This window comes from Pedobacter sp. HMWF019 (assembly GCF_003061025.1).
Taxonomy (GTDB): domain Bacteria; phylum Bacteroidota; class Bacteroidia; order Sphingobacteriales; family Sphingobacteriaceae; genus Pedobacter.
Genome location: NZ_QAIL01000507.1, coordinates 1 through 3,591 on the forward strand (window position 1 = coordinate 1; position 3,591 = coordinate 3,591).

2 protein-coding genes are annotated in these 3,591 nt (G+C 41.0%); one reads left to right on the forward strand and one right to left on the reverse strand.

Features of this window, described 5'->3' with window-relative positions; all coding sequences use genetic code 11:
* Positions 1-61: 61 nt before the first annotated feature.
* Entirely contained in the window at positions 62-1,258 is a 1,197-nt protein-coding gene (locus DBR11_RS25910) for a hypothetical protein (protein WP_108555466.1), read from the forward strand.
* 212 nt (positions 1,259-1,470) lie between these two features.
* Here DBR11_RS25910 and DBR11_RS25915 read toward each other — a convergent pair whose 3' ends face one another.
* Positions 1,471-3,156, reverse strand: coding sequence for a site-specific integrase (locus DBR11_RS25915; protein ID WP_108555467.1), 1,686 nt, complete (start codon positions 3,154-3,156; stop codon positions 1,471-1,473).
* Between the last annotated feature and the right edge of the window lie 435 nt (positions 3,157-3,591).

The following is a 3,591-nucleotide window of genomic DNA, read 5'->3' on the forward strand; positions in this document are numbered from 1 at the left end:
CTATTGATGCTACTAAATTAATTGTTTGTTTTTTAACCTAATCTCAAATTGACCTTAACCTATGGAACCCCGCAATGCGTACGTGTTTGAATGGCTCGACAACTTTATTAATTTTGAATTAAACCCTGCTTTTTCTTACCCTAGCCCAATGCCTGCCGCGACTGTGCAGACGATGATTGACAAGATGAAAACGGAGATGCAAAATCTCCAAACTGAATTTCGACAACAATTTTTTTCTGAAAAGGGAGAAGGGAGCAGCGAAATGCTGATCGTGAAAAACTATGATGCCATCACGGTGATGATGAACAAAACCTATAGCCATATGCACCATGAAAATATTGAGAAATCAAATATTTTACCGGTGCTTCAGGTGGTGATGGCTTGTTTGGAAGAGTTGCGCTCTTATTTCAAAACCAATTATGGAAAATACCTGAGTGAAGAACAGCCTTTACCCATTACGGAGCTGGTGATCTTCAGGGATGAAATTGTTAAAGATCGACAGGCCATTTTAGAGAAATTGTATGCCACAGGTAATGGTGATGAGGTGAGCAGCATTGTGATGGAGGCTTTGGATTTATTTGTCGCTAAAATTGATAGTCGTGAATCGATTTCTGAACGAGAGGTGATTTATCATAAATCTATTATTCGGGATATTAGAAATTACAAGGGCCAGGAAACGGCTTTATCTAACTGCCCATCGCTACATGAATTGTTGGTTTATTGGAACTTAAATTCTCGTGCCTGTATTCGATACTTCAGCTTGGGTATGGAGGCGATTATGAAGAGTAGTGAATCGGTGGATGATCAGTTGGAGTTTATGCGTTTGCAGTTGAAGAATATCAATACACTGCCTATGATGCCGGACTTTATCTACGATCCGGCTTACCCTTCCATGAAATCTTACTTTGGTGATTACATTGTAAATGAGATTGAGTACCTGGAGAAAAAGCGGATTGGTTTTCAACCGAACGAGGCTTACAATGCAGAGAAGAATAAAACGGCTCCGTATAAAATTACTTCTGCTTTATCGGCAGACCAGATTGCGCTTTTTTTACGTGCAGCTAAGGACATGAATTTGATTGTATCTCGTTCTGTATCTTCTGTGTTTAATACGATGGTGCCGTATTTATCTACGCAAAAGGAAAAGGACCTTTCGCCAGATAGTTTGCGGATTAAGAGTTACCAGGGGGAGCAGCGGGATAAGGATATTTTGATTGATGCTTTAGAGAATATGATCAAGAAATTGAAAGAATATTAATAACAATGTCCCGGTGAAAGCCGGGACATTGTTATTTAATGACCTTTGTAAAAATTGTTGATCCGGTTTACCGCATCTTCTATGTTCGCGGGGTTTCTGAACCAGTGGCCTTCTGTCTGGTAGCTGTGTATTTGAATATTATTGTGCTTTTGCCGATGAGTTTTTCTGCCAGCATGTTGCCGGAGCTTTGGCTCAGGGCCACGATTTTGTTTTTAGGCGGCTTGTTGTTGGAATATGGCTTGTTGTTGTTGGATGGCTTGTTGTATGTCTTGTTGCTGCTTTATCACTTGTTGTTGTATGGTTTGCAGCATTTGTAGGGATTGCAGGAGTTGTAGGGTTTGTTCTTTTGCTTCTGCTTTTTGTTGGTCTGTGGCATGCGGCATGAGTGAGGCTTGCCTTGCTGCTTGTTGTTGTGCTGCTGCTTGTGGTTGTTGTTGTTGCTCTGGTGTGAGTATATTGAATTTGGTGGTGTAGGTTTTATATAGCCTTTGATATTCTGGTGAGGTGTATTTTCTGTAGAAATTGAGTTGCCCCAGGTCGTTGAACATTTTTTCTGTGATGGGTAATACTTGGTTGATGATCATTAAGATATTGACTTTAACATATTTTTGTGTGCTTCTGATGCTGGCGTGTCCCATCATTTTGCTGAGGATTTCTAAGGATACTCCAAAACTCAACATGATGAACGCGAAGGTATGTCGTGCTAAGTGGGTATGTAATATTACAGGTAGGTTACAGACAATGGCGAGTTCTTTTAAATAGCCATTGTAACAGGAGTTGGAGAGTACGGGCATCAGTACATTGTTCTGAATACAGTAGGGGTCGTTTTTATATTTTGCCAGGAGTCTTGCTATTGGAGGAAGAATGGGGACCATTTCTTCTATATCGGTCTTGCCTCTTTCTTTGCTGAGGTAGAGTATTCCTGTTATGGGTTCGCAATAGATGTTTTCTTCGTTTAGAGCTTCTATGTCTTGGAAAGCGAAGCCAGTATATATTTCAAAGATAAAGCAATCGCGTACGCGTTCCAAGCGGTCTACTAGTCCGGTTTTTTGCTCAAGGATTTCTACTTGTAGGAAACTGAGTGGAATTACGTCTTTTTCTTTGGTTCTACAGAAAAAGTTTTCTAGTGGGTTTCTGGATAGCCATTTTTTCTCTACGGCATAGGTGAGGATTTGTTTTGTGCTTTTGAGTTGTTTATCGGCTGCTAATCCTTGTAATACGCCGCTTCTGGTTACCGTGAGGTAGGTACGAAAGTTGGTTTCGAAGATTGGCTGGATATCGTTTAGTGGTATGTCGTATTTGTCGGCGTCTGTGAGGTATTCTTCTCGTTGCTCTGGTGTGAGCCGATAGCGCTTGTCTAGCTTTGGGATCTTTTTTGTTTTAATATATGCCAGGTATTCTATGAGTTTTAGTTTGGTTGATTTCCATTGTTTAAGGGTTTCTTCTGAATCTCCGTCCTCGCTTTTTATGCCTGTTTTTTTTCTTTCGTTTACTCTCTCTTCAAATTCGTCGATGAGGCTGTCTGCGGCTTGCAAAAGGGTGTGGTGTTGTTTTGGTGGTGGTGTTCCTTTGGCTGCGTCTCGCTTGGCTTGATAGAGTTCTCGTACCATTTCTGGGGTGATGTATTCATGTTCTATTTGCAGGATTTGAAAATAGAGGTTTATGCGGTTGCCGAAGTTGAGGATGTGGGCTTGTAGTTTTTCGTAGTCTGGACAGGTGGTGGATAGTTGTTTGGCTTTTGGGTCCCAGTGGGTGAAGGGGATTTTCAGGTCTGTGGACATATCTGCGTCTTGGCCGGATATGGTTAATCGGCATTCTAATGGTGCGCATCCTGTTTTCTTGGATATCTTGTTTTCCCGCAGTCTGTAGTTGATGTGAAGAACTTGGGTGTTGAGCATTGTTTGAACAAATTAAAGGTGTTGGTAATGGACCTTTGATTTGCTGAAAGTGTGTGCTGGTGCGGGGTGGCCGGTTTTTTTGCTTGAAAAAACGGGCCACCTTTTTGGCCACCTTTTTAGGGGGTATTGGCCAAGTTTTTTGAAGGGGTGATTAGTATTGAATTATGGAAAGTGAGGACTGGTAGGGGTTTTAACGCGAAAAGACTTTCAGGATGAAAGTCTTTTTTACCGATGTGATCCCGCTGGGATCACATCGGTAAGCCAAAACCGTTAACCGGTATACTTTCTATAGAGTCAATAAATAATGGGCCACCTTTTTGGCCACCCTCACAACACTACTCGCAAACAAAGATCAATTTGAATCATTTGAGTAGTGAAATTAAGGCAGTTCCATGAGAATTTAAAATTTATTTTTTATTTAAGTATCTGTATTAT

Excerpts from the sequence above, each read along its gene's own strand:
- DBR11_RS25915 (WP_108555467.1), bottom strand. The coding sequence starts at position 3,156 with ATGCTCAACACCCAAGTTCTTCACATCAACTACAGACTGCGGGAAAAC.
- DBR11_RS25910 (WP_108555466.1), top strand. The coding sequence starts at position 62 with ATGGAACCCCGCAATGCGTACGTGTTTGAATGGCTCGACAACTTTATT.